Origin of the sequence: Euhalothece natronophila Z-M001 (genome assembly GCF_007904085.1) — a bacterium.
GTDB lineage: Bacteria > Cyanobacteriota > Cyanobacteriia > Cyanobacteriales > Rubidibacteraceae > Halothece > Halothece natronophila.
This window is the reverse complement of the sequence record NZ_CP042326.1, coordinates 694595-718838: the sequence shown is the minus strand read 5'-3', so window position 1 is coordinate 718838 and position 24244 is coordinate 694595. Positions and strand designations below refer to the sequence as shown.

Below are 24244 nucleotides of genomic sequence, written 5' to 3'. Positions count from 1 at the left end.
ATTTAATCATTGCAATCGCCCAAATTCTGTATTTTTTTCATGAATTTTTCTGTATTAGAGAATACAATTTTACTCAATCGCAATAGATTTCACTTAAAGAAAGTGAGATAGAATAGGGGCTTCAGGGGAAAAGTGTCTAATGGCAAAACTGATGAAGGCACGATCAGCTAACTGTTTCGGTGGTCTATTTACTTATTTTGCATTATCTTTAGTGACTGAAATTACTTACAAAATCAATAAAGGCTACAACAAGCCTAATTATTCATGAGTAATTGCTCATTAATGTTGTCAATTTCAAAATATTGATAAAATTTTTCGGTTACTTCAAGCCAGTAAGAACGCCCTTCTCTGCGCTTTTTGACCAATTCTAGCTCTACTAATTCTTGGACTTGCTGATAAGCACTGCTTCCTCGTAGCTCAATTAAATCGGTTTGTCGAATCGGGTTTTTTAGCGCGATCGCGGCTAGAGTTCTTAAAGCTCCGACTCCGAGTTCTGCTGGAACTAAGTCTTGTAAGATATTTTGATAAGTAGAGCGTAATTGTAAACTATAGCCATTTGGGGTTTCCACCACCTCTAAGGCACTATCTCGATGGGCATAGTCGGACATGAGTTCTAGAATTGCGTCTTCCACTTCAGCGCGATCGCGTTGTGTATATTCACTTACTTCTTTTAAGGACAGGGGTTGGGCTTTTAAGTATAAAATTGCTTCAATCTTGGTAGCTAACCGAGGCTCATTCATGCGTTAATTCTTCGTAATTCCTATAATTCCTTTAATGGCTTCCAACCAGGTTGCCATAAATTTTGATCTTTTAATTGTTGGGCATTAATCCAAAATCTTACATCAGGATCACAAGAAGCTACCATTTCTGCAAATACCCATTTTCCCTGATTTTTTCGATTAACCACCTCAAAATGTCGCCATCCCCAAGTTTTTTGCTGTGCTGTCCATTTAGAACCCACTAAATGTGGAAATTTTTGTTTTTTTGACATATTTAAGACCCAAATTCCGCACCCTTAATTGTCACATTGCCCGTTTCTGGTAGCAAAAATGATCAGGATTGCTGGTCAAAAAGTTAATCAATGGGTTTTCCTTGGTAACAGTTGTTAAAGGATCAATTAGACAAGATGAGGAAGTTAATATTATTCTTTCTTATTATTGCTTCCTAAAAACCACCATAATTCTAAGCCAATTAATCCTACTCCTCCTACCGTTACTAGAATTTTTGTTGCTAAGGGTTGTTCTACTTGCTGGAAACGATTGCTCTCTTCCGCCATTACTGTCGTCGGAAATAAGCTAGTGAAAAGAAACGTAGAGCCAATTACTGTTGACCAAAAAATATTTTGTTTCATAATCTTTAATTATCTCTTATAGTTCTTCCAATAAAGTTCTGTAGTGAAGATATCTCGGCTGCTACTAAGGAGCAGGATGCTCCCACTCCCGTTAACCCGATGTATTGGATTGAAAATCATTTTAACTGGGCTTAAAATTCCGTAGGCGTAGGGCATTAGACACCACAGAAACGGAACTAAACGCCATCGCCGCTCCCGCAATAATCGGATTTAATAATAAACCCAAGAAGGGATATAAAATTCCTGCAGCAATGGGAATCCCTGCAACATTATAGACAAAGGCGAAAAAGAGATTTTGCCGAATATTACGGATAGTGGCGCGACTTAGTTGAATCGCAGTTACTACACCTTGTAAGTCCCCTGAAATCAACGTAATATCAGAGGCAGTAATGGCAATATCGGTGCCAGTGCCAATGGCAATTCCCACATCAGCTTGGGCTAAGGCTGGGGCATCATTAATGCCATCTCCTACCATAGCAACCCGTTTTCCTTCCTTTTGGAGGGCGACAATTTGTTCTGCTTTTTGATCAGGGCGAACTTGTGCCATGACGCGAGGAATCCCCACTTGTCGCGCGATCGCGTTTGCAGTAGTTTCATTATCCCCAGTAATCATTACCACTTCTAACCCTAAATTTCGGAGGGCTTTCACTGCCTCGGTAGAAGCAGGTTTAACGGTATCCGCTAAGGCGATCAGACCTTGTAACTCACCATCTACGGCAATCCAAATCACGGTTTTGCCCTCTGCTTCCCACTGCTGGGCTTGATCGCTAAAGAAATCCGTATTAATACCAATTTCTTCTTTTAACCAACGGGCGGTGCCAATTTGTAACCATCGATCAGAAACGGTCGCTTCTACACCGCTTCCGGGAATGGCATTAAAGTTTTGGATAGTTTCTTCTAACTGTATCCCTTGGGATTGGGCATACTCTACCACCGCTTCAGCTAGGGGGTGTTCTGACTGTTGTTCTACTAAAGCAACTAAGCGCAGTAACTTTAACTCTTTCTTGCCATCATTACCAATCGTGGTTACAAAATCAGTTACTTTTGGTTTTCCGACGGTTAACGTTCCCGTTTTATCGAAAACAATGGTATTGAGTTCATGGGCAATTTGTAAACTTTCTGCCCCTTTAATTAAAATGCCATTTTCCGCCCCTTTTCCTGTTCCCACCATGATTGAGGTAGGCGTGGCTAACCCAAGGGTGCAAGGACAGGCAATAATGAGAACAGCAACCATATTAATAATGCCAAGGGTAAGATTCCCCATAGCGTTAAACCAGATGATAAAAGTCAAAAGCGCGATCGCGATCACTGCTGGAACAAACCAACCAGTAATCTGATCCGCTAAATTTTGAATCGGGGCTTTTGATCCTTGAGCTTCCTGAACTAAATGCACAATTTGGGCTAATACGGTATCTTTCCCCACTCGGGTGGCCCGAAATTGAAAACTTCCTGTTTTATTAATCGTTGCCCCCACAACCTCATCACCAGCCTGTTTTTGTACAGGCATACTTTCCCCCGTCACCATACTTTCATCAACGGTTGATCCCCCTTCAATCACTTCCCCATCCACAGGAATTTTCTCCCCAGGGCGTACCACAACTACATCACCAATTTGTACCGCCTCAATGGGAATATCTTGCACTTCACCATCCCGAATCACACGCGCCGAACGAGCTTGTAAGCTCATTAGTTTACGGATCGCTTCTGAGGTTTTATCACGCGCCCGTAGTTCAAAGAAGTTCCCCAACAGAATCATCGTAATAATAACAGCAGAGGTTTCATAATAAACTTCGGGGGTAATTCCTTGCTCACGTAACACCCCTGAAAACAGGGTGACAAATAGAGAATAAAAATAAGCTGCACTGGTTCCCAATGCAATTAAAGTATCCATTGTGGCAGCCCGATTTTTAAAAGCCTTCCAGCTATTGCGATAAAAAGAAGCCCCACACCAAAATTGCACAGGGGTTGTTAACACCAACTGTAACCAGAAATTATGTAACCAATGAGGAATCCAAGGGATATCTAAACCTGTCATCATCGGGAGTCCACCCACCATAAGAATTGCGGAGATAATGCCCCCAACAATGGTTTTACGTTTTAAATCCTTGGTGGCAGCTTCTTGTTTGGCTTTCTCCTCATCTTGTTGCCCTCCCAACCAATCATCTTGGGAATAAACAGAAGCCCCATAGCCAGCATCTGCTACGGCTTTTTGGATACGCTCTACATTGGTTGTTTCAGGGTTAAATCCTACTGTTGCTTGTTCTGCGCCAAAATTAACATCACAAGTTTCAACTCCTGAGACATTACTAATTGCTTTCTCAATAGCACTGGCGCAACCAGCACAACTCATTCCCTCTAATTTCAGAGTAGTTGTTTCCTGTTCTAACTTGTTTGTAGTCATCACTAACTCCCGTCAGCAGGTTGATGACTTTATTCTAAATCCTCCAGTCGAGGGGAGAGTCTATAGAGATAAGTAAAAATAAATATAAAACTATAATATATAACTTATAATTATGTATTTTAGCATGAGGGCTGAGAATCCTACGACTACAACTCGCGCGTTCCTTTGCGCCGTACGACGGCGCAGGGTCACTCGTCAATTTTAATTTAGTCGGTAGACGGGGCGTATAAACATCTGGGGAGACCCCAGATGACAGCCCCTCATGAATCAGCCCAGTTGTGGTAAGATAAAAAATCAAGTAGGCATATAACCAAGAGCTAATCGCCACCTACTGCTGACAATACAGAATTAACTTCTTAAACCTTCAACCGAGGGGCATCCGGGAGAAGTAAAATAAAGCTCCGACTCGTATCCGAACCGATAGGTGGAGTTGGTGAGAAGCCCCAACCACATCAAAAGATTGGTTGGGGAGTATGTCACTTTGACATGGCGGACGATTGCTGTTTGTGAGTGCTTTATCAGCACCATCGGATTTATACCCGAAGTCGCAAAAGTCCAGCTTTTTCTTTTTGATAATTTTCAAGGGTGTGGGCGATTCTGGTCTTGCTCGGTTTTAGTTCCAACCCCATATTTGCTAGCCATTTGGAAATTACCTCTTGACATCTATGGACGACGGTTATGTCTTCATGAAGAATCACAAAGTCATCGGCATAACGAATGAGGCTTATTGCTGACCTTTTTTGCTTTCTGCCTGCTAATTTCCTATCGGGTCTTATCACAGACATACTCTCTGCTAGGTTTTTAATTTCGTTTTCCATCCCGCGGAGAGCGATATTAGCCAATCATGGAGAGATGACTCCACCTTGAGGCGTACCCTCAGATGTTGGGAACAACTCCTTGCCATCCATAACACCCGCGTTAAGCCACGCCCGAATTTTTCTCCGAAACGTGGGGAAGGTATTAATACCATCGAAGTAGTTAAGCGTTCGAGTAAAGCTTTCGAGGTACTTCCCCGACGATGGGTCGTGGAACGAACATTTGCCTGGCTAGTTCAGAATCGACGGTTAGTCATTGATTCAGAAAAATTGCCAGAAATCAGTGAAGCTCTTATAGAAATGGCGATGACTCGTCTTATGTTGAAACGGTTAGCTATATCTTCAGCTTAGTCTTAAGGTTTATTTTAGGAACAGTCTCTGAAGAACTGGAAGAACTTAAGGAAGAAGTAAGAACTATTTTAAAGAAAATTACACCGAAAACTATCATCTCTCTAACCAATTGGGATTACCTACAAAAAGCTCTTACTGTAGTGTAGGTTTTTAGAAATGGTATTACCAATATCATCTCTTCTAGTTTCCTGGGTAATTCATTTTTTCGCAAGTCCCTAAATGTAAAAATTTAAAGCATTCATAATTTCTCACATCTTGAAACAGGTCTTGATAGTAAGCACAATAGTTGTCTACGATCGCGCTAGTAGGTTCTGGATCTCGCGGTAGGTGTTGACGAATCTGTAATGCTACATCCATCATGAGCAGTCGCTTCCCTCTTTGTTCTTACTTTTCTTTTCTTATCATTTTTCTCGGAAAGTGACAAAAGAGGGCTAAAGTTATTAATTTAATCAAAAGTATTGACAGAAATGCTGAAGAAAATAGTGACGATCCCTTTTTAATCGCAATGGCAGAACGAGCGAAAGCTATTCAAGATAAATTTGAAAATCGTCAAACCAGTACCCAAGACACTCTAGATGTTCTCTTACAAGAAATTGAGCGAGACGAAAAACGCAAACAAGAACAAGCCAGAAAAGGATTTGATAGTTTAAGTTATTTTGTTTATCAAATTTTGGAAAACGCAGGAATTGAAGACCCGCAAGCAGTAAGCAATAAAATTAGAGAAGCCTTTATCCAATATCCTAACTGGCAAAATAGTGAGGGAGAATTAAGAGAGTTAAGGAAAAAAGTAACCTTTGCAATTTATGCTGAAATGGATGACTTAGAAGCAGTCACCGCGATCGTGGAACAGGTCTTTACCAAATTAGACCAAGCCCTATAAAATCAAAAAACTGTATGGTATCAGAGAGTAAAGCAAACTTTAAGAAAAAAGTGTGGGAATGGGCAGAAAAATTGGAAGTTTCTGTTGAATTCATTACACTGCGATCCATGCGAAACAAGTGGGCATCTTGTTCTTCTACAGGACGCTTAACTTTTGATAGTTCTTTATTAGAGTTGCCTCCCCATTTACAAGATTACGCGATCGTCCATGAACTCTTACACCTACAAATTCCCAATCACGGGAGATTATGGCAATGTTTAATGGAAGCCCATCTAGGAGATTATCAATCCTATGAGAAAGAGTTAAAGGAGATTGTGCGCGATCGTATGAAGTCGAAGAACTAGACTGACTGTAACTGTTTCTTTAAATATTCAATAATGTTTGCTTGGTTGTTCTCTAAACTAGGAAATTGTTTTGTACAAATTTTAGAGAATTTTTTTAAGGCTTTTTTAGTCATTTTAGTCTCATCTTCAAATATTGCAACAGGCTTAAATATTTTATCCCATTTTTCAAATTGAAATATAGAAATAGCAGTATCTTTCATTTTATTATCGCTATTGATAGCATAGAGGTACAAAGGAGTAGCTAGATTGTTGATATGACAGTCAACAGTGTAAACTCCTTCGGGATCAACTTGTTCGTCATGCCATTCAAAATCATATCTTTCTTTTGGAATATTTTCCTCGATTAAAGCCTTAAAATCTTCATAAAATGTAGATTTAACCCTTTCTCTTGATAAATAAGTAATGTCAGAAATTTTAATTAAGGCTTGAGTAAAATTATAAAAAGCATTTCCATATCTATCATTTTCAACTCTCATGATTAGTTCACCCAATCTATCTTCTACTTGAAATTCAGCGAGAGTAGATTCAATAATTTCCCATCGCGTTCCACTGAACAAATCATTAGGATGGATTTTATAGCTAAGATGTAGATAAGTATGACCTTCATCAGATATAAGCCATTCATTATCTTCTTTTTTTAGAACAATACTTAAATGATCTCCATCATCAAAGCGGAAAGGAGTGAAAACACGAAAACGATTATTTCCCTCTTCTAATAGACGGACTTCTTCACAGACTTTTCTTTTAAAATCCTGTATTACTGTGTCTGTAAGCATCGCTTTAAACTAATCAAAAATATCTAGCTCTAACTGCATTTGAGAAGGCAAAATAAAATTACAATCTTTTAACATACATTCAAAGGCTTTTTGATAATTACTAAATCTATCTGTTTGATAAGCATATTTATCTTCTTCTCCATTTCCATAGTTTTGATATCGCTCTGTAGCAGTATGAATATGAAAGTCATAAAATTTTTCGTCTTCGATAGGATTAGTGTGTTCGTGAGATTTACCATCATAACGTTTCAAGTGAAACAATTTGTTTGAGTTACTGGGTTTAAAAGCTACAATTATTGAAAAATCTAAACGATTGAAATTGCTCTGGCGTAAAATAACTGTAAATTTATTTCCATACTTGGATGCAATTTCTAAGCTTCCTTGTTTAGAACTCTTGCAGCATTTTAGTTTAATTTTAGATTTAAAGTTTGATGGTAATGGTTTAGGCTCATTTATAAAATTGTCAATTTCTACATCTGAATATCTAGCCACTATTCACTTTAATTAATACTAAATTAAGAATAAGAAATTGAAAAAATGTATTCTAAGAGTTTTGATAAACTATTTGTATTACACATAATAAATTAACACTCCAGCAGATTTCAGGCTTGCTTTATATCTGAAATAATATAAAGATAACATGAGGTTATACCTTTTATAGGTTTTGCTTATCCTACTTTTAGGAATCATATATTTACATGATTTTTCAAGAATATTTTAGCTTAAGACGTAACTGATGATGAATTTGATCAAACCATAACGGAATGACGGCTAATCCTTGATCCAGACATTCAATAGCGCGATCGCGCTCAAAAGGGTCTAATAATAAACGCTCCCAATCAGGATTCCAATAGAACATTACTCGATCAGTTGTTTCAGGATTTAAATAATCAAACTTATCCTTATAAAACCTCAACTTATCCAGAAGCATCCTTGAACGGTCAAAGCTAAAACCAATCGCTAACCAAGATTCCATCAGCTTAAGTTCCACCAACTCGGAATAGGAGTAGTACACACTACGTCCTGTCCCCGTCCCCGCAATTGTTGGTACAACCACCTCTTTTTCCCGCCAATACTGCAATTGACGAAGGGAACAACCTGTAATTTGAGCGGCTTCTCGGCTAGTGAAAAATTGTTTGTTCATATCGTCAATTTTATAAAATTCCGTTATAATACATTTGTGTTTTTATTAAACAGGCTTGATATAAAAGATGAGCCAAATAACGATTCAATGTCGCCTTGTTGCCAGCGAAGACACTCGCCATCAGCTTTGGCAGTTAATGGCGCAACAGAATACGCCGTTAATCAACGAACTGCTAAAACAGGTAGCGGAACATCCTGAATTTGAAACTTGGCGACAGAAAGGAAAACTTCCTGGGGGAATCGTTAGCCAACTCTGTAAGCCTTTAAAAGAAGATTCTCGCTTCATTGGTCAACCAGCAAGATTTTATACCAGCGCGACTAAGTTGGTGGAATATATTTATCAATCTTGGCTTGCCCTACAGCAACGCTTGCAATGGAGGCTCAATGGTCAAAAACGCTGGTTAGAAATTCTCAAAAGTGATCAAGAACTCTGTACCCAAGCAGAGTGTTCTTTAAAGACACTTCGCCATCAAGCCAGTGAAATCCTTGCCTCTCTTCAGCCTTCTACAAGTAAGAGCAAAAAGAAATCGAAAAAGCAAAAAAATAGTTATGGAAAAAGTCTGTTTGATGCTCATGACAATGCAGAAGATAGTTTAACTCGGAGCGCGATCGCGTACCTTCTCAAAAACAATTGTAAACTTCCTAAAGAGGAAGAAGACCCTGAAAAATTCGCTCAACGACGACGTAAAGCAGAAATCAAAGTTGAACGATTAACCAAGCAAATCGAAAGCAGTTTACCCAAAGGACGAGATTTAACTGGGGAACAATGGTTAGAAACCTTACTCACCGCAGCGAATACCGTTCCCAAAGATAAAGAACAATTCAAATCTTGGCAAAATATCTTACTGACTAAGCCCAAATCTGTTCCCTTTCCCATCAGTTACGAAACCAATGAGGATTTAACGTGGAGTAAAAACGAAAAAGGTCGCCTTTGTGTTCGGTTTAGTGGCTTAAGTAAGCAGACATTTCAAATTTATTGTGACCAAAGACAACTCAAGTGGTTTCAACGATTTTACGAAGATCAGGAAACCAAACGAGCCAGCAAAAAGCACCATTCTAGTAGCTTATTTACTCTTCGTTCCGCCCGTATTTTGTGGCAAGAAGGTACAGCTAAAGGTCAGCCTTGGCAGATTAACTATTTAACATTGCAGTGTACAGTTGATACTCGCTTATGGACAGCAGAAGGAACTGAACAAGTCAAACAGGAAAAAAGTGATGAAATTACTAAAATTCTCACGAACATGGAGGAGAAAGATAATTTAACTCAAACTCAAGAAGCCTTTATTAAGCGTAAACAAACAACGCGCGATCGCTTGAAGCATTCTTATCCCCGTCCTAGTAAACCTCTCTATCAAGGTCAACCTCATCTCCTTCTTGGGGTAGCTTTTAGATTAGAGAAACCTGCCACGATCGCGATCGTTGATGGTACAACTGGAAAAGCAATCACTTATCGCAGTATCAAACAACTATTAGGTGAGAACTATAAATTACTCAATCGACAACGCCAAACCAAGAAAAAGCAATCCCATCAACGGCATAAAAATCAGAAAAAGTTTGCCACTAATCAGCTAAAAAATTCTGAGCTAGGAGAATATATTGATCATTTAATCGCAAAAGCAATTGTTAAAGTTGCTCAAACTTATCAAGTGGGAAGTATTGTTCTACCCAAACTTGAAAATCTCCGTGAGTTAATTCAAACTGAAGTCAAGATGCGAGCCGAACAGAAAGTTCCTGGTTATCTCGAAGGACAGAAACAATATGCTAAACAATACCGAATTGAAGTTCATCAGTGGAGTTATGGCAGATTAATTGAACAAATTAAAACCAAAGCTAATCAAGGAGGAATTACTATTGAGCAAAATCAACAAACGATTCGAGGTTCTCCTCAAGAGGAAGCCAAAGAAATCGCAATTTTAGCTTATCAAGCTCGTTGATTTTTTGTAAAAAATTATTAAAATCCTTGTTTTCTTCTGAACCTTGACAATACAATAAAATTATTAATCGCGCCGCAGGTCATGCTTAACTTTAAGCCTCTGAACTGCGAAAAATGTGGGTTAGTTTGCCTGCTAGAAGTAGGTGTGCTTTCTGACCCTAGTCGCCGTCCACCCTGATGCTGATTTCTACTTTTGAGTAGGGATGATTAACTGATCAATTTCGATCGGGTCGGTGCGCTCCCAGCAAAAAGGGCGCGGGCTAACTGCTGTGACAGCGACTGAACCACCTCCGAGCAAGGGGGAATCACCTTGAGGACTTGGTTTGAGGCTTTTTGAACCAAGAGAATTTTCTAGAGGGATTCGCGCACTTTCTTTATGTCTTCACTGACGGGCGTTTCAGCCTTTTTGATTAATAATCTCTAGTATTTCTTTGACCAGAGAATTCAGTTTTAGTTGAGACTCGCGCAAACTGCCTTTAGAACCCTTGTGTGACAGTGCTTTTGAAAGGCGCGGTTGCAATAAGGTTTTGCCCTTAAGATTGATTGAAAGGAAAACCTATACTATCTTACGGATTATCCTCTTAGTTGCAATAAGGTTTTGCCCTTAAGATTGATTGAAAGTGCATTTCATTAAAAATGGAAATAAAGATTGGGGTTGCAATAAGGTTTTGCCCTTAAGATTGATTGAAAGATAATCCTTCCTAAGGCATTTATATGAAATATAAATCTATATAAATCTATATAAATCTAATCGCGCCGTTGGTCATGCTCAAGTTTGAGCCTCTGAACTGTGAAAAATTTGGGTTAGTTTATCTACTAGAAGTAGGTGTGCTTTCTGACCCTAGTAGCGATTCACCCTGATGCTGATTTCTGCCAATTTTGTAGAAATGATTAACTCGTAAAAGAATAGGTCTTGTACTTTGATCTTACGAGGTAGGTGCGCTCCCAGCAATAGGGGGATGGGCTAATCATAGAATAGCTACTGAATCACCTTCGAGCAAGAAGGAATCCATCAATTAAAATTAGAGATGGATTGAAAGAGGTCACGAGTTCAAGTTTAGCTTTTAGGTTTCGACTAGCTATTGCAACGGGAGAGAGATTAAAAATTTCTTTGATAACCGGTTAAAATAGTCGAAACTCTATTGTAAAGCTAATTTTTCAAGACTAGCGATCTAACGACAATTTTAGTAATAACGACAAATAATTTGTTAAGACGACACTAATCTGTTACCGATGACAAATAATTAGTGAATGTACACCTACTAACTTTTGTAAGCCCGTGACGAGACTTGAACTCGTGACCTCACCCTTACCAAGGGTGTGCTCTACCGCTGAGCTACACGGGCGTGGGTAGTGGGCCGGGTTGGATTTGAACCAACGTAGGCGATAGCCAGCGAATTTACAGTCCGCCCCCATTAACCACTCGGGCACCGACCCGTTTTCCACGCAATTATTAATACTAGCACAGGGGTCTCAAGATAGCAAGCGCGATCGCGGATTTTTTTTAAATTCTCCGTTGCTGGCGAGAACGAGGCAGATCACTTTCATCATAAATTTCTCCAACCAACTCCTCTAGAATATCCTCAAGGGTCAATAATCCAACAGTTCCCCCATATTCATCAACCACAATCACAATATGAAGTCGTTGTTGTAACATTTCCTTTAAGGTACTCGCCACCTGCTTGGTTTCAGGAATATAGGTGGGGGGAGTCATTACTTCAGTTACTAATACTTGTTGACTGGCATCTTGCGGAAGGTTATGCAAATATTGTAAGGCTTGTTTTAAGTTCATAATCCCCACAATTTCATCTTTTGATTCTCCCTGTACTGGAACACGAGAATACCCAGTTTCTAAACAAAATTCCACCAACTCCTGTAAGGTTGCTTGATGAGAAATTGTCCGCATCGCAATTCTCGGTTTAACCACATCTTTTGCACTTAGCTGATCTAACATCAGTGCTTTATGCAATAACTGGTGCTTATACAGATCGAGTTTTCCTTTCCCCCCTAATAATTCAATCATCAACTGTAAATCTGTTAATGATTCTCCTTGCTGATCATTATTACTCAGTAATTTTTGAAATAACTTAACAGTCCATTGAGCAATATTTTCAAAGAGATAAATAATACCAAAACATGAAAGAAGTCTTGACAATAAATAAATTGGACCAACGACCAATTTAAAAATTGCCATCACATTATTAATCGCTAAAGACTTGGGAGTAATTTCAGCAAAAATCAGAACAATAATAGTAACTACAGCAGTGGCAATTCCTAACCCAGCATTACCTAACCAAATTGCAAATAAATTACTAGTAAGAACAGCGGCAAAATTATTAACTAAATTATTACCCAGTAAAAGTGTGATAATGAACCGCGTTCGATTTTCTAAAACTAAGCGAAATGTTCCTCTAGGATCACCTTTTTCCTTAATTAATCCTCGTAGTTTTAAATTATCAAAAGCTGTAATTGCTGTTTCTGATCCTGAAAAAAATCCGGATATAACGAACATGAAAGTAATAACAACTAAATCAAGCCAAGCCTTACCTAATAAAGGTTGTGCTTCTGAAACATTCGCTAAAAGGGTTGGAAAATTCAAATTAATAATATTAAACACAGCTAGTTTTTAAGAATTGGCAATTCACTCAATCAATAATCAATGACTTTTGATCGTATTGGGCGCAGATAATAAACTTAATAGTATCCCATTTTGTTCCGTGCCATTAACAGCTAAATCACTATGACATAAATAAACGTTTTTAGTGGCTCTTCCTAATAAATCATTAATGATCCGTTGCAAATGGGCATTATCTTCTGAGGTTGAATCAGTATAAGGATTCTGCTGAATAAAGGCAGAAGAGGCAAAAAGATTAGCTACTCCCGGTTGTTCCCATAAACTTGATCCAATATCGAGCCAAAATTGATAACCATGAGAGATACGATGGGAGCGATATTGAAAAATATTAGCAATCGTAACGCCTTGGGGAAAATCAGATTCTAAAGAAGAATTAGGATCTGGGTTAGCGGTAATTGTTCCCTGTTTTAGCAGTTGAATAAAGTTAGCCATGAGATCACTTTCTGTAGAAAACTTGCTTTCTTGCTGAGCAATTCTTTCTTCTACCTCCCAATAATGTTGGGTGGTTTCTGTTAAAGCTTTAAGATTAGCTAAATTTGCCACTGAAATATTATTTCCCTTCCAGAGAAATTTAGTAATAGCCTCATTGAGTAAACCCGTTACAGACATTGGATTTTCTTGGGCTTTTTTTTCTTCTATCCAATGGCGAAGTTGGTTGTAAGCAGTTTCAGCTTTATAACCAATTCGATCCCAGCGAGGAAAATTTTGAATTTCTAACAACTGAGGCGCATTGGGATCAGCTTGATAACAATAATCAGCAATTAATCCAGCGCGTACTGGATCAATGGGGTGAGAGGAATGTTCTGTTAAGATAATTAGCATCTCAGCAACATCATGATTCGTTAAAAATCGCCCTAAATTGGGATAAATCAAACAAGTTACGCTGAGAAGGGCGCGAACTAAAGAAGAGGCGATCAGAGGACGTTGTTCCCTGAGTGGGTTAACCGGTTGAGAGTGATCGCTTAGAATCTTAATCAGGGTATAACGAGCTATTTCGTCTAAACCTGGGGCAATGATGGCAATGTCTGTAGGCGAAATATTTTCTTCTTCAATAAGCTTAATAATGGTTTTGGCAGTTTCTCTTAAAAGTTGAGAACGCGAGGAGGTTTCAATCTGGTGAATACAGGGAGGAAGAGGCTTGACAATTTGTGGATTAGCAATCATCTCTAGAATAGGGGCAATCGCTTGTGGGGGAGAGTCTAGAGAAGGAGAAGGGGTAAGGCGAATGATCTCACAATCACTGGCTAATTTTTCCCAAGCATCAGGGTCGGCTCCAAGTCCTAAACGGATTTTACCATTAGGGTTAAAGGTAAAAGCGGCTTTGGCATGATTCTGTAAAAAAAGACTGGCTAAATGTTGCGCGATCGCGGGATAATCATCCACATCATCAGCAAATATTCCCTGATAGTAGTCTTGCAAATAGGCTTGATAAAAGGGATGAGTTAACAAAACTTGTCCATAAAGGTAGTAAATTAACCCATAGGTGAGAAATCCTTGTTTTAAGCACCAATCTCGCCAGTTAACTATTAATTCTGCCATTAAAGGGATTAATGCTTCATCGCCAATTAAAGCTTTTTCTTCTTCCGAGAGAGTAACACTCAAGCGAGTAGCAATTTCCTCTAGTGGCGTGCCACTAGCACCAGCAAGCTGTAAAATATCTAAGGTGGTTCGAACAAGGCGAGACTCCACTTTCCCATTTGGAATTATGGCTTCTGGCCAAGCAGAATGCCAGAAACTGCTAGCAAGAGTTTGTTCGGTTTCAGGGCGTAATTTTAAGGGAAATTTGGGAGTTAGGCTTAAAATTTCACAGCAAAGAGGAAAGAATAAGTTAACCTCTTCTTCCATGAAGCCAAGAGGGGTTTTAGTCGCAATCGGATAACCAGCATGAGTTAATTTCTGGCTCAGTTGCTCGGCAGTGTTATGATTAGCAGCAAGGACAATCACAGAAGGCATCCATTGCGCTTGGCTTTGATCCTCTATGGCATTTTGCTTCTGTTGTACCCATTGCTGAAAATTTTCGACTAAATAGGTCGTTTTACCACTTCTAGCATCACCAACGATCCAACTGGCGTGTTTTACTGCCATGTATATTTGTTAAAATTCCCCTAAATACTTCTATTTTCCAGCTTATCTTAAAAGTGAGTTCGGCACGATAAAATTTTTATCTATTATAATGTTTGTTATTTGTTCGTGGTTATTTCGTGGTTATTGATTGTTATTGGAATTATTAAGTGAGTCATGGTGTCAATTTGTTTCAATTTTATTCTTTTAATTAACTAAGATATTATTACAAATAAATCAACAGTAATCCATAACAAATTAGCATATTGAATGTATTTACCAAGAAAAATTCGTCAATTTGTGCCGTGGTTCTCTGAATCTCCTGAAGAAAGTTTAGAGAAGGCTTATCAAGCGGCTTTAATGATTAAACTCATTGAAGATGAGTATTTTGAACAACAACCTATCCAACAGAAAAATAGTTCTTATTCAGATGAAGTTTTTTCTTATTTTGAGCAAGAGGTTAATCGTAATTTACGAATTGTTGGTGATAATCTGAAAAAGTTCAAGGAAAGTCGCTCCTTTTTACGTTGGGCAGCCCAAGATTACCCTCGTAATCAATATTTTAAGAATACTGATTTAATTATCGAGAAACTAAATGTTGCTGAGGACATAATTTCCACTTATGAAAAATTAGAATCAGGAAAAAATATTAAGCAACCTCCAAAAGAACAACAGCAAAAATTAAGCAATATTGCCAATCAGGAGCGATCATCAAAGCCAAGAACTATCTCTGACCAAACTAGTGTTTTACCGCGATCGCTGTTAAGAACTCTTAATCGAATTAAGCGAGAGGTCGAAAAGTCTTCTGATGCTGAAGAAGAAGTAATTAGGAATTTTCGCAGTTCTCGGGATAAAACAGCTATCTCAATTCGGTTTTTATTAATCCTAATTATTGTGCCGCTATTAACTCATCAAATTACTAAAAATTTTATTATTGCACCTATCGCTGAACATTATTTTGTTCAAGAAGATCAACAAGTCTTATTTATTAATCGAGACTTTCGGGAAGAGGCATTACAAGAACTACAACACTTTGAAGAAACATTACGTTTTGAAGAAATTTTAGGGATGCAACCTGAAATGTCTGAGGCTGAAATGGAAGAAAAAGTGAGAGAAAAAGCACGAGAAATTGCTGAATATTATCGTTATCGTAGCTTAAATGCTATTGAGAATATTATTGCTGATATTTGTTCAGTAATTGCTTTTACAATTATTATTTATCGAAGCCGAGAAGAAATTGCGGTACTCAAGTCATTTATTGATGAATTTGTTTATGGGTTAAGTGATTCTGCTAAAGCTTTTATTATTATTCTGTCCACGGATATTTTTGTTGGTTATCATTCTCCTCATGGCTGGGAAGTTATTTTAGAACAAATATCCCGACATTTTGGTTTGCCAGAAAATCGAGAATTTAATTTTATTTTTATTGCAACATTTCCAGTAATTCTAGATACGATCTTTAAATATTGGATTTTTCGCTATCTTAACCGAATTTCCCCCTCAGCTGTCGCTACTTATCGAAATATGAATGAATGATAAAAAATTAAAAGTAGGATGGAAACTGTAGTTAAATTACCGTAGAATATTAATAGCAGTGGCAAAAAATCAAGTTACCCTAGTTTTAGGGCCAGCGAATTCTGGCAAAAGTGAATGGGCTGAGAAACTGGCAAAACAGTCTAATCACCCTGTTACTTATGTAGCAACCGCGATCGCTGATCCCAATGATCCAGGATGGCAAAAAAAGCTACAAAAACACGCTTCTCGTCGTCCTACTTCTTGGCAAACTCAAGAAATTCCCACTGCTTTAGCTGAATTTATTGCACAAGGAACAGCACAAGATTGCCTATTAATAGATTCTCTTGGCACTTGGGTGGCAAATTTACTGGTTGAGACAGAAGCAGAATGGGAGGTGACTCTCACTCATTTTTTAGATACCTTACAACAAACTTCTTCCCAAGTAATTTTAGTGGGAGAAGAGACAGGCTGGGGGGTTATTCCAGCTTATAAAAGTGGACGGGTATTTCGCGATCGCTTAGGAAATTTAACGCGTCAAATTGGAGAAAATGCAGCAGAAGTTTACTTAATTACTGGCGGTTATGCCCTACCCTTAAAAGCTATAGGCTACCCCCTATAGCAAATCAACTTAATCTAGGAATATTAATATTATGGCTTCTCAACAACAAGTAAAAAACTATCTTGCCTATTGGTTTTTAGCAGGAAAAAAAGTTTATATTAAGAACGGTCGAGAAACTAGACAACCAACCTCTGTGTTACAGCAGGAGAAATTTTCCTCAGAATTTGAGTCCTGCTGGGAAGAAATTCTTTCTGCTGCTACGGGGCAATGTTACTTACAGGGAACTGAACAAACCGTAGAAGAGTTATTAACTTCTGATTGGGAATTAAATTCTTGTGCCCGTTGTCAAATGCCCATTCCGTTAAAACACTCTGGGGCAAAAACGGGTCCTTGTCCTTGCATAGATTTAGAAAATTGGCCGAATGATGAGCTTCCTAAACCTCATCTTCCTATTGATAACCAAAAGCATCTGAGTCAGTTGTCCAGTCGCTTAAAAGAAGAAGAAGCAAATCTCGATGAGATTCGGGCAAATCTAGAAACCACTAACCAAAAATCTCCGAATTTTCCCAAACCCCAAAAATCAGAAAAAGAGCAGCCTAGAAATTAAACTGCTCAAATCTTGGTTAGTGTTTAGGTTCAATTACCACCATTTTTTGGGGGGGCGACGGCGCGAACGATGACCACAGCCACGACGATGGTAAGCGTATTTGTCACTTCCTTCCTCTGCTTTAGTATGGGTATTAGTTTCAACAGCGCGATCGCGCAAACTAGAAGAACTGGCAGCTTCAGCACTCATGGCGGTAGCTGATAAGGTTAAGGGAGTGGCTAAGAGAACTAAGCCGAGAATATTTTTGATTTGGCGTTGGTTTAAGAGTTTCATCATTTCCTCCTATTTTCTTACCTTCACTTCTCCCATAGGTAGAAAACTCATGCTTTATGCAACTAACTCTTAAAACTCTCTATTGTTGTATGATCAGTGTTTACTAGAAGTAATCTGAACTTGTTATGTCACTGCGTTTAATTTCTGCTTTTTCGCTTGTATTTGCTGTTACTAGTACCGCCATTTCTCGTCCTGCTACCGCAGCAGTTCCTTCTCCTGATGAGACTGTCACTTGTGATATCTTTGTCGCTGGTGGTGGCTTAGCTGGTGCTGCTGCTGCTTATGAAGGTCTTTTAGCTGGAAAAACGGTTTGTGTTACAGAAATAACTGATTGGCTGGGGGGGCAAATTTCCTCTCAAGGAACTTCGGCACTAGATGAACGCCCCACTCAACGGGAACAATTCTTCTTCCCTCAAGGATATCTTGAATTGCGCGAGCGGATTGAAGATTATTATGGAGAATTAAATCCTGGGGACTGTTGGGTAAGTCTATCTTGCTTTTTCCCTGATGATGCTCACTCTATGCTTCAATCTCAGTTAGAAGATGCGGAAAGGGAAGGACAAGGAACACTCAAATGGTTCCCATCTACTGTGGTTAAGGATTTAGATTTGAATGCTGATGGAACTCTCATGGAGAGAGTAATTGGGATTCAACATGAACCCACTGACGACGCGCCTCCTCTCAATACCTATCATCTCTCGGAAACCATCGAAGATTGGTATCAGTATGAAGATTCTGATCAGTTCAAGAAAACCATTATCGAATTTATGCCCCAAGATGATGATTGGTATGTGATTGATGCTACCGAAACTGGGGAATTAGTAGGATTAGCAGATGTTCCTTATCGTTTAGGTCTTGATCCCCGTTCTCATCTTGAACCTTCTTCAGTGACTGAAAGTGGTGATCGCTATTGTACCCAAGGCTTTACCTATACCTTTGCGATGGAGGCGACAGAAGAACCACAAGATCACCCTGAGCCTGATTTTTATGCCCAGTATGAGCCCTATTACAGCTACGAGTTAGAACGGTTGGCAAGTTTTGATTTAGTCTTTACTTATCGTCGCTTATGGAGTCCAGAAACAGGGGAACAAGACCGTTTTGGCGGGATTGGTTTCACTAAGCCTACCCCTGGAGATATTTCCATGCAGAATTGGACTTGGGGAAATGATTATCGTCCTGGCACTGCTGAGGATAATTTCATTTATACCCGAGAACAACTAGAAGAGTCTGGACAATTATCTCCCGGTGGCTGGATGGGAGGATTACGCACCGAAACTCTCAGAAGAGGAGAAGAACACGCTTTAGGATATTTTCACTGGTTAGTAGCAGGAACCACCGATTCCCAATTAGGAGATGAGTTTAAAGAGCCTCATCCGAATAATCGCTTCTTGAGTGGGTTAGATTCTCCAATGGGAACGGAACATGGCTTGTCTAAGTATCCCTATATTCGGGAAGGGCGACGGATTATTGGACGGGAAGGAGAAGGTTATCCTGATGGCTTTACGATCTGGGAAGTGGATATCACCCGTAATGATCTGACCGATGAGTATTATCAAGAAACCCTATCTGATAGTGAATACCAGTGGCTAAAACAGGAATTAGCTGGAACTGAGGCGATCGCTGCGATGTTAGGAGAAGACACAGACCAAAGAGCGCGATCGCGCATTTATCCCGACTCAGTGGGCATTGGTCACTATGCCATTGATTTTCATCCCTGTATGACCGAACATCCTCCAGAAAAACCGGGTAACACTGAACGAGAAGGAACCAGACGGGCTGAGGGGCAAGCCTATCCCTTCCAAATTCCCTTACGCGCCTTAATTCCCCAAGACATTGATAACTTCCTCATTGCAGGTAAAAGTATTGCTACCAGTAATATTGCCGCTGCGGCTTATCGGGTGCATTCTTTTGAATGGTCAGTGGGTGCTGCTGCCGGGACAACTGCTGCTTTTGCCTTAGAAGAAGATGTCTATCCTTATGAATTAGTTGATGGACGCTTCTATTCTAATGAGCAATTGCAAGGGTTGAAGCGACGGTTAGAAGATAACGGCAATCCCACTGCCTTTCCCGATACTTCTATCTTTAACAATGATTGGGATGATTGGCGTTAATCCTTTCTAATAACTGCCCTCTTGGAAAAGGGGGCTAATACCAATTAGAGAAAAATTCCTAACTGAAAATGGCATATCTCTCTAGTTGCTATCAAGAATTGGCATAACTTTGATTCTCACGAGCAAGAATGAGAGCCCATAAAGTGATCATTAATGCAGTGAGCACGATAATATAAGGTAAAAACATTTCTAAGCCTAAATTATCAGCAATATTGCCAGCAATCCAAGGAAAAAATGCTTTCCCAAGACTACCCAAGCTAGCAATAAAACTAATTGCACCTGTTAAAAGATAGGAAGGAATAATATTTGATAAAAAGGCTAAAGCTGTGGGTAAAATGGGGCCAAGACAAAACCCTGTTAGTAATAAACCAAAGGCACTAGTAATACTGAAGCTCATGAAAATTAAGGTAAAAACCCCAATCATTACTCCCACTAAACAGAGATTAATAATTTTTCGAGTTCCTAATTTATTGGTCAAGGGGCCAATACAAACTCGCCCTACTGTTAACCCGAACCAATACCCACTCATTAACCAACCAGCTAGCACATTATCTTCATGACGATATTGCGTGAGAAAACTATAACTCCAATTCCCTAAGCTAATTTCTGCACCGGCATAGAAGAGCAAAAAGAAGGCAAATAACCAAACAAATCGGTATCTCAACGGGCTTTCTACTGGTGTATTTTCTGAGTCGCTATTAGAGTTACCTCGATCTGCACTAGTAAATAACCAACGCATACTAATTAAGAGAATTAGACTGAGGGCAGAAATACCAAAATAAATAACGCTCCAACGCCAATCAGCTTCTAAAATTTGAGACGCGAGAAAAGGGCTGAGGAGAGCACCTACTCCATAAAAGGAATGAAGGTAGTTTAGCAAAACACTTTTATTGGGGAATTTAGTCAGATGAGCATTTAAGGCTGCCTCTAGAATTGCCGCGCCAAATCCTAACAGAAAGGGAACAGTGAGAATTAGATAAAGAGGAGGTTGAAAGCAAAAAATTATAACGCCACTTAAAAAGGCTGCCTTACCCAAAGATAGAAATTTAACATTCCCTAACTTTCGGAATAAGAAATTACTATTTAAGGCTGCCACTAAATAACCCAAAGAGCCAGCAAAAAACACTAAACTCAGCATCGCTTTATCTACGTTGTAATAACTTCCCCAATGAGGAAGCAAAACACCGATCGCGGCATCATTGGCACCAAGTAGCACAAACGTAAGAAAAGCAAAGCCAATTTGCAGTTTAATCCGTAAATCGCTAAATTGTAGTTCTAAGAGAGAATTTGAATTTTCCTGAACCGAACTTGGTTGTTCCGTTTGATTGATTACCTTTTCCTCAGAAGTTGGAGAAGATAACTCCTCTTGATTTAAGTTTTGTTTTGGTAACGGCTCAGTTTTAGACAGCAATTCCTCCTCACTCATAGCCTTTCTTCCCTTTTCTTACTTACTACTTAGACAATTACCTCTCTTGAAATAATGCTAAAAACCACTTCTGCTCACTGTCTGCTTTAGGGAAAAGGGTTTTCCGAACCTGAAATGGCAAAAGCTCCCTAAACTCAGTAATCCGCTTGTCTTGATACATTATTACCGAGTTCACTACAGTTATTCCAATTCAGTTCTGTACAACAAGGTTAAAGGCATATTCTGTCATTAAACATTACTGAATATATGGTTTTTACTTGGAATCACTATATTTTGTAGTTGACGAATTGAGAGTCTAATATCAACCTTGTATGAGACAAAACGTCCAAAAAATTAAAAACTGGCAAAAAAGATTTAAAAAAGCCCCCCTTGGTTTTGTCCAACTCTGGAATATGAGTTTTGGCTTCTTCGGAATTCAGTTCGGTTGGACATTACAAATGGCAAATACCAGTGCCATTTATGAATATTTAGGAGCCAATCCTGAACAAATCCCCATTTTATGGTTAGCCGCTCCCATGAGTGGGTTAATCGCACAGCCCATTATTGGCTACATGAGTGACCGCACTTGGACAAGATTAGGGCGCAGACGACCCTATTTCCTCTTGGGCGCGATTCTTAGTTCCATAGCCCTGATTATAATGCCTAACTCTTCTAGTTTATGGATGGCAGCGGGAGCCTTATGGATGCTCGATACCTCTGTCAATATTAGTATGGAGCCATTTCGGGCTTTTGTTTCTGACTTAGTCCCCAAAAATCAACGGACTCTTGGTTTTGGGATGCAAGCGTTTTTCATTGGCTTGGGAGCAGTGATGGCTTCCATTTGCCCTTGGATTCTTAATCATTGGTTTGGCTTTAATCAAGTGGTCACCCCAGAAGGGGAAATTCCTAGTACCGTCAAAATCTCCTATTACGTTGGAGCAGCAGTATTTTTAGGCACTGTCTTATGGACAGTTTTCACCACGAAAGAATATCCGCCACAAGATTTAGAGGCCCTGAAAAACCGCCAAGAAAATACAGGTGGGGTTTTTGGCATCATTAAAGGCATTTTTGATAAGGTTCGTACTATGCCTGAGTTGATGAAACAGTTAGCTTGGGTGCAGTTTTTCACCTGGTTAGGCATTTTTTGTGTCTTTCTCTATTTTCCCCCAGCCGTGGGACATGAAATTTTTGGCGCCACAACAGAAAGTTCTCCTCTCTACCAACAAGGCATTGAATGGGCTGGAATTTGTATTGCTCTATACAATGTAGTTTGTTTTATTTATTCTCTATTTCTCTCTCGCATTGCTGCTGCAACCAGTCGTAAAACTACCCATGCTTTTAGTTTATTCTGTGGGGGCGCTGGTTTAATTTCCCTGCTATTGGTAGAGAATCATTATTTACTATTAATCCCTATGGCTTGTTTTGGGTTAGCGTGGGCGAGTGCTTTAACTATGCCTTATTCTATGCTCTCAGATGTTTTACCGATGAGGGATACAGGAATTTACATGGGAATTTTCAATGCTTTTATTGTTATCCCCCAAATTATCGCGGCTTTAGGTTTGGGCTGGGTGATGGACAACCTTTTAAGTAATAATCGCATCTTTGCTCTTGCTGTTGGTGGCGTATCTATGGTGATTGCTGCAGTTTTAGTACAGTGGGTTAAGGATGTGGCAAAAGAGTCACAAACCGTTGGCAAAACACCCAAATTAGCCGCTGAACCCGCTAAGGAATAATCGATTTATTGCTGATGAGCTCTAAGAATCAGCAAAAAACCCCCTCCCGAAAGAGGGGGTGAAATCGAACTAACTAATTAGAGATTAGCCATTGATTTCAGGTGCTTGCATGGCAACAGGAGTCGCTTCACCAGAGGCTAAGTCTAAGGGGAAGTTATGAGCGTTACGTTCGTGCATGACCTCAAATCCGAGGTTCGCGCGGTTTAATACGTCTGCCCAAGTGTTGATGACACGTCCTTGACTGTCAATTACCGACTGGTTGAAGTTGAATCCGTTGAGGTTGAACGCCATGGTGCTTACACCTAACGCGGTAAACCAGATTCCGATGACTGGCCACGCTGCTAAGAAGAAGTGGAGGCTACGGCTGTTGTTGAAGCTGGCGTATTGGAAGATTAAGCGACCAAAGTAACCGTGGGCTGCAACGATGTTGTAGGTTTCTTCTTCTTGTCCGAATTTGTAGCCGTTGTTTTGGCTTTCGTTTTCGGTGGTCTCACGTACTAAGCTGGAGGTAACGAGAGAACCGTGCATGGCGGAGAATAAGGCGCCTCCGAATACCCCGGCAACACCGAGCATATGGAAGGGGTGCATTAAGATGTTGTGCTCAGCTTGGAACACGAACATGAAGTTGAAGGTTCCACTGATTCCTAAGGGCATTCCGTCGGAGAAGCTTCCTTGTCCGATGGGATAGATTAAGAAGACTGCGGTGGCTGCTGCTACTGGTGCGGAGAAGGCTACGCAAATCCAGGGGCGCATTCCTAAACGATAGGAGAGTTCCCACTCACGTCCGAGGTAGCAGAAGACTCCGATTAAGAAGTGGAAGGCGATGAGCTGATAGGGGCCACCGTTGTAGAGCCATTCGTCAAGGCTAGCTGCTTCCCAGATGGGATAGAAGTGCAGTCCGATGGCGTTGGAGGAGGGAACTACTGCTCCAGAGATGATGTTGTTTCCGTAGAGGAGAGAACCAGCTACGGGTTCACGAATGCCGTCGATATCTACAGGAGGTGCTGCGATGAAGGCGATGATGAAGCAGGTGGTTGCGGTTAAGAGGGTGGGGATCATTAAGACACCGAACCAGCCGATGTAAAGGCGGTTGTTGGTGCTGGTCACCCACTGGCAAAACCGTTCCCAAACGTTTTGGCTTTGCTGTTGTTGTAAGGTGGTTGTCATATTGGATATAAGTCCGTTTTCGACAAGATAAGATGGATATAATTTAGCGTTTTTATTTAACGCATTACAAACCACTATATTACTTTGATTAGATTAATGTCAAGTTTTGTAAAGATTTTTTTAACTAATAAGAGTCATAAGCAAAACTTATATTTAATCAAGAGCCTACAATTGGAGCGCCATT

The 24244-nt window shown here is 39.7% G+C and carries 21 protein-coding genes, 2 tRNA genes and 2 pseudogenes; 9 read left to right on the top strand and 16 right to left on the bottom strand.

What is annotated here, in order from left to right; all coding sequences use genetic code 11:
- Positions 1-254: 254 nt before the first annotated feature.
- From scpB to FRE64_RS03310, 5 genes are all read right to left on the bottom strand, one after another.
- Entirely contained in the window at positions 255-740 is a 486-nt protein-coding gene (gene scpB / locus FRE64_RS03330) for an SMC-Scp complex subunit ScpB (protein ID WP_146294658.1), read from the bottom strand.
- 20 nt (positions 741-760) lie between these two features.
- Positions 761-991, bottom strand: coding sequence for a TIGR02450 family Trp-rich protein (locus tag FRE64_RS03325; protein WP_146294657.1), 231 nt, complete (start codon positions 989-991; stop codon positions 761-763).
- 150 nt (positions 992-1141) lie between these two features.
- Positions 1142-1351 (bottom strand): hypothetical protein, encoded by a 210-nt coding sequence (locus tag FRE64_RS17385; RefSeq protein ID WP_186708954.1) that lies wholly within the window; start codon positions 1349-1351, stop codon positions 1142-1144.
- A 121-nt stretch (positions 1352-1472) separates the two neighbouring features.
- The gene (locus FRE64_RS03315) at positions 1473-3752 is read right to left on the bottom strand and encodes a heavy metal translocating P-type ATPase (protein WP_146294656.1); all 2280 of its coding nucleotides are present in this window, start codon (positions 3750-3752) and stop codon (positions 1473-1475) included.
- A 533-nt stretch (positions 3753-4285) separates the two neighbouring features.
- Positions 4286-4594, bottom strand: a complete 309-nt coding sequence (locus FRE64_RS03310; RefSeq protein WP_246140383.1) for a reverse transcriptase domain-containing protein — start codon at positions 4592-4594, stop codon at positions 4286-4288.
- 123 nt (positions 4595-4717) lie between these two features.
- Between FRE64_RS03310 and FRE64_RS17380 the strand changes: the two are divergent.
- Positions 4718-4918 (top strand): annotated as a pseudogene (locus FRE64_RS17380) (transposase); the annotation flags it as partial.
- A 213-nt stretch (positions 4919-5131) separates the two neighbouring features.
- On the opposite strand, the pseudogene FRE64_RS03300 reads toward FRE64_RS17380, so the two are convergent.
- Positions 5132-5275 (bottom strand): annotated as a pseudogene (locus FRE64_RS03300) (IS701 family transposase); the annotation flags it as partial.
- A gap of 148 nt (positions 5276-5423) precedes the next feature.
- Here FRE64_RS03300 and FRE64_RS03295 point away from each other — a divergent pair.
- Complete coding sequence (locus FRE64_RS03295) at positions 5424-5798, top strand: hypothetical protein (RefSeq protein ID WP_146294654.1); 375 nt, start codon at positions 5424-5426, stop codon at positions 5796-5798.
- A 14-nt stretch (positions 5799-5812) separates the two neighbouring features.
- Entirely contained in the window at positions 5813-6142 is a 330-nt protein-coding gene (locus FRE64_RS03290; protein WP_146294653.1) for a M48 metallopeptidase family protein, read from the top strand.
- On the opposite strand, the gene FRE64_RS03285 is transcribed toward FRE64_RS03290, so the two are convergent.
- From FRE64_RS03285 to FRE64_RS03275, 3 genes are all read right to left on the bottom strand, one after another.
- Entirely contained in the window at positions 6139-6918 is a 780-nt protein-coding gene (locus tag FRE64_RS03285; protein WP_146294652.1) for a DUF1828 domain-containing protein, read from the bottom strand. The genes FRE64_RS03290 and FRE64_RS03285 overlap by 4 nt on opposite strands.
- Before the next feature lie 9 nt (positions 6919-6927).
- The gene (locus FRE64_RS03280; RefSeq protein WP_146294651.1) at positions 6928-7410 is read right to left on the bottom strand and encodes a hypothetical protein; all 483 of its coding nucleotides are present in this window, start codon (positions 7408-7410) and stop codon (positions 6928-6930) included.
- 214 nt (positions 7411-7624) lie between these two features.
- Entirely contained in the window at positions 7625-8062 is a 438-nt protein-coding gene (locus FRE64_RS03275) for a MerR family transcriptional regulator (protein WP_146294650.1), read from the bottom strand.
- Positions 8063-8129: 67 nt separating this feature from the next.
- On the opposite strand from FRE64_RS03275, the gene cas12k reads away from it, so the two are divergent.
- Complete coding sequence (cas12k, locus tag FRE64_RS03270) at positions 8130-9995, top strand: type V CRISPR-associated protein Cas12k (RefSeq protein ID WP_146294649.1); 1866 nt, start codon at positions 8130-8132, stop codon at positions 9993-9995.
- Between the two features lie 1273 nt (positions 9996-11268).
- Here cas12k and FRE64_RS03265 read toward each other — a convergent pair.
- From FRE64_RS03265 to FRE64_RS03250, 4 genes are all read right to left on the bottom strand, one after another.
- Positions 11269-11340, bottom strand: a tRNA-Thr gene (locus FRE64_RS03265).
- A gap of 8 nt (positions 11341-11348) precedes the next feature.
- Positions 11349-11431, bottom strand: a tRNA-Tyr gene (locus tag FRE64_RS03260).
- A gap of 67 nt (positions 11432-11498) precedes the next feature.
- A complete protein-coding gene (locus tag FRE64_RS03255; protein WP_146297262.1) occupies positions 11499-12506 on the bottom strand; it encodes a hemolysin family protein in 1008 nt (335 codons plus the stop codon).
- Positions 12507-12650: 144 nt separating this feature from the next.
- On the bottom strand, positions 12651-14714 hold the full coding sequence (locus tag FRE64_RS03250; RefSeq protein ID WP_146294648.1) for a hypothetical protein: 2064 nt from the start codon (positions 14712-14714) through the stop codon (positions 12651-12653).
- Between the two features lie 246 nt (positions 14715-14960).
- On the opposite strand from FRE64_RS03250, the gene FRE64_RS03245 reads away from it, so the two are divergent.
- From FRE64_RS03245 to FRE64_RS03235, 3 genes are read left to right on the top strand one after another with little or no spacing between them, the layout of a single operon-like run.
- Positions 14961-16226: a proton extrusion protein PcxA gene (locus tag FRE64_RS03245; protein ID WP_146294647.1), complete on the top strand. Its 1266-nt coding sequence runs from the start codon at positions 14961-14963 to the stop codon at positions 16224-16226.
- A 58-nt stretch (positions 16227-16284) separates the two neighbouring features.
- Positions 16285-16824: a bifunctional adenosylcobinamide kinase/adenosylcobinamide-phosphate guanylyltransferase gene (gene cobU, locus FRE64_RS03240; RefSeq protein WP_315862639.1), complete on the top strand. Its 540-nt coding sequence runs from the start codon at positions 16285-16287 to the stop codon at positions 16822-16824.
- Positions 16825-16855: 31 nt separating this feature from the next.
- Positions 16856-17371 carry a hypothetical protein gene (locus FRE64_RS03235; RefSeq protein WP_146294645.1) on the top strand — a complete coding sequence of 172 codons (516 nt, stop codon included), beginning with the start codon at positions 16856-16858 and terminating at the stop codon, positions 17369-17371.
- Between the two features lie 33 nt (positions 17372-17404).
- On the opposite strand, the gene FRE64_RS03230 is transcribed toward FRE64_RS03235, so the two are convergent.
- Positions 17405-17647 carry a hypothetical protein gene (locus tag FRE64_RS03230; RefSeq protein ID WP_146294644.1) on the bottom strand — a complete coding sequence of 81 codons (243 nt, stop codon included), beginning with the start codon at positions 17645-17647 and terminating at the stop codon, positions 17405-17407.
- 122 nt (positions 17648-17769) lie between these two features.
- On the opposite strand from FRE64_RS03230, the gene FRE64_RS03225 reads away from it, so the two are divergent.
- On the top strand, positions 17770-19755 hold the full coding sequence (locus tag FRE64_RS03225) for an FAD-dependent oxidoreductase (RefSeq protein WP_146294643.1): 1986 nt from the start codon (positions 17770-17772) through the stop codon (positions 19753-19755).
- 91 nt (positions 19756-19846) lie between these two features.
- Here FRE64_RS03225 and FRE64_RS03220 read toward each other — a convergent pair whose 3' ends face one another.
- Complete coding sequence (locus tag FRE64_RS03220; protein ID WP_146294642.1) at positions 19847-21181, bottom strand: MFS transporter; 1335 nt, start codon at positions 21179-21181, stop codon at positions 19847-19849.
- Between the two features lie 311 nt (positions 21182-21492).
- On the opposite strand from FRE64_RS03220, the gene FRE64_RS03215 reads away from it, so the two are divergent.
- Entirely contained in the window at positions 21493-22893 is a 1401-nt protein-coding gene (locus tag FRE64_RS03215; RefSeq protein WP_146294641.1) for an MFS transporter, read from the top strand.
- 84 nt (positions 22894-22977) lie between these two features.
- Here FRE64_RS03215 and psbA read toward each other — a convergent pair whose 3' ends face one another.
- Positions 22978-24060, bottom strand: coding sequence for a photosystem II q(b) protein (gene psbA / locus FRE64_RS03210; RefSeq protein WP_146294640.1), 1083 nt, complete (start codon positions 24058-24060; stop codon positions 22978-22980).
- Between the last annotated feature and the right edge of the window lie 184 nt (positions 24061-24244).